Origin of the sequence: Mesorhizobium sp. M2A.F.Ca.ET.039.01.1.1, from assembly GCF_003998035.1 — a bacterium.
Classification (GTDB): Bacteria; Pseudomonadota; Alphaproteobacteria; order Rhizobiales; family Rhizobiaceae; genus Mesorhizobium.
In genome coordinates, this window is record NZ_RZRY01000876.1 from 1 (window position 1) to 2,225 (window position 2,225).

At 62.1% G+C, this 2,225-nt stretch carries 1 protein-coding gene and 1 pseudogene; one reads left to right on the forward strand and one right to left on the reverse strand.

Features of this window, described 5'->3' with window-relative positions:
- Positions 1 to 273: 273 nt before the first annotated feature.
- The gene (locus EOA24_RS34970; RefSeq protein ID WP_127410651.1) at positions 274 to 1,278 is read left to right on the forward strand and encodes a tyrosine-type recombinase/integrase; all 1,005 of its coding nucleotides are present in this window, start codon (positions 274 to 276) and stop codon (positions 1,276 to 1,278) included.
- 123 nt (positions 1,279 to 1,401) lie between these two features.
- Here EOA24_RS34970 and EOA24_RS34975 read toward each other — a convergent pair.
- A pseudogene (locus EOA24_RS34975) lies at positions 1,402 to 2,225 on the reverse strand (strawberry notch family protein); the annotation flags it as partial.

The following is a 2,225-nucleotide window of genomic DNA, read 5'->3' on the forward strand; positions in this document are numbered from 1 at the left end:
GGTCATGCGTCGCGCCGGGTTCAAACCGCTCTCTGGGCGGATAGGCCCGCGTGTGCATGACCTTCGGCACTCGATGGTCGTGAACCGGATTCTCCAATGGTATCGATCCGGCATTAATCCGCAGGACAGGCTGCGCTTCCTCTCAACCTATATGGGCCACCGGGACATCAACTCCACGCTGGTCTACATCACCGTGACGCAGGAACTTCTGCAGGAAGCAAGCGAGCGGTTCCGCGCGGTTGGCGCACCATGCCTCAACATGGAGGCGCTGTCATGAAAGCGAGCAATCCATTCCCCGCATTGTTGCGGGCGTTCTTCCAGGAGTGGCTGGCCGAGCAGCGCAGTGCCTCGATCCATACGATCAAGTCCTATCGGGACACCTGGCGGCTGTTGCTGCGGTTCATCGCAGAGCGAAAAGGCGGCGGTGTCGTGCGGATCACCTTGGCCGATATCTCTGCCGGCGAGGTTCGCGCGTTCCTCAGCCATGCCGAACATGGGCGCAAGGGCACGATCGGCACGCGTAACTGCCGGCTTGCCGCCATCCGCAGCTTCTTCAGCTTCGTGGCGGACAAGGACCCCGAAAATATCGCCCAGTGCGCGGAGGTCCTTACTGTACCGCTCAAGCGCATACCCACCGCCGCACCTTGCTACCTTGAGCCAGGAGAGGTCGAGGCAATCCTCGCACAGCCCGACCGATCGACGATCGAAGGGATGCGCGATCACGTGCTGCTTTCCTTCCTCTATAACAGCGGCGCGCGCATCCAGGAGGCGCTCGATCTGTGTCCTGAGGCAATCCGGTTCGGAGCGCCGCACTGTGTGCGTCTTTATGGCAAGGGGCGCAAGGAACGCATCTGCCCGCTCTGGCCGGAAACCGTAACGTTGCTCAAGAAGTTGCTGGAGCGGCAGCCTCGCGCACCGCATGAGCGCATCTTCGTCAACCGATACGGCGAACCACTGGGGGCCTCGGGCGTGCGGTTCAAACTGGCGGCATACGTGGAATCTGCCGCGAAAATAGTGCCTACGCTTCGTTCGAAGCATGTGACGCCGCACAGCTTCCGGCACGCGACCGCTGTCCACCTCGTCTCGGCGGGAGTCGACATCACCGTCATCCGCAGTTGGCTTGGACACGTCAGCCTCGACACAACCAACCACTATGCCCAGGCCAATCTCGAAACCAAGCGAAAGGCGCTGGAACAGGTCGGGGTTCCGGCAGCGAGCAATCATCCACCGTCCTGGAAACGGGATGCGAGCCTGCTCGCCTGGCTCGACACTCTCTGAACTCATGCAAAGGAGAAATAATGTGAAGGACGTGGCCCATAAATCCGCGAATGATCGTGATCGTGTCGCGTTCCTTCGCATTATCGCGACCTCGCGATTACAGGTGTTATGGGCAGCTGCCCATAAGACCTGGAAGGCGTCCGCATAGGCGTTGTAGATGCGGATCTGCTCTTCCGTCAGTTCGTGCTCGAGCAGGTCGTATTCGACGCCGTCATAGGAGAGCGATCGCGACGTGTAGAGGCCGAGCGATTTGAGATCGCGGGCGAGCACCTCCATGGCGGCGACGCCACCATCCTCGATTGCCGCGACGAACTCGGCGCGGTTGGCGAAGGGAAAATCCTCGCTACCCCAAATGCCGAGACGCTGGGCATAGGCCAGATTCTCGACGGCGGTTGCGCCGGTCGCCGAGACATAGACGACGCGCGCGTCGGGAAGCGCGTGCTGCAAGCGGAGGCCAGCCTTGCCCTGCTGCGAGGGCGCGACGTCGCCACGTTCGCTTTTTCCTCCGGCGGCGTTGGCCATAGCGTGGGCTTCGTCGAATACGATGACGCCATCAAAAGACTTACTTGTTCCTGTCGCGCCTCCGGCGCTCCCCGCCTCTTGGCTCACCCAATCGATGATCTGCGCAACGCGAGACTTCTTGCCGTCGCGCTCCTGCGAGCGCAGCGTCGCATAGGTCGTGAACAGGATGCCTTCGGCAAGGCGGATCGGCGTGCCCTGCCGATAGCGCGAGAGCGGCTGGACGAGAAGCCGTTCCTGCCCGAGTGCAGCCCAATCGCGCTGTGCGTCTTCCAGCAGCTTGTCGGACTTCGAGATCCAGATCGCGCGCCGACGGCCCTGCAGCCAGTTGTCGAGGATGATGCCGGCGACTTGTCGCCCCTTGCCGCAGCCGGTGCCGTCTCCCAGAAACCAGCCACGGCGAAAGCGAACAGCATTCTCTGCGCCGT

Excerpts from the sequence above, each read along its gene's own strand:
- EOA24_RS34970 (WP_127410651.1), top strand. The coding sequence starts at position 274 with ATGAAAGCGAGCAATCCATTCCCCGCATTGTTGCGGGCGTTCTTCCAG.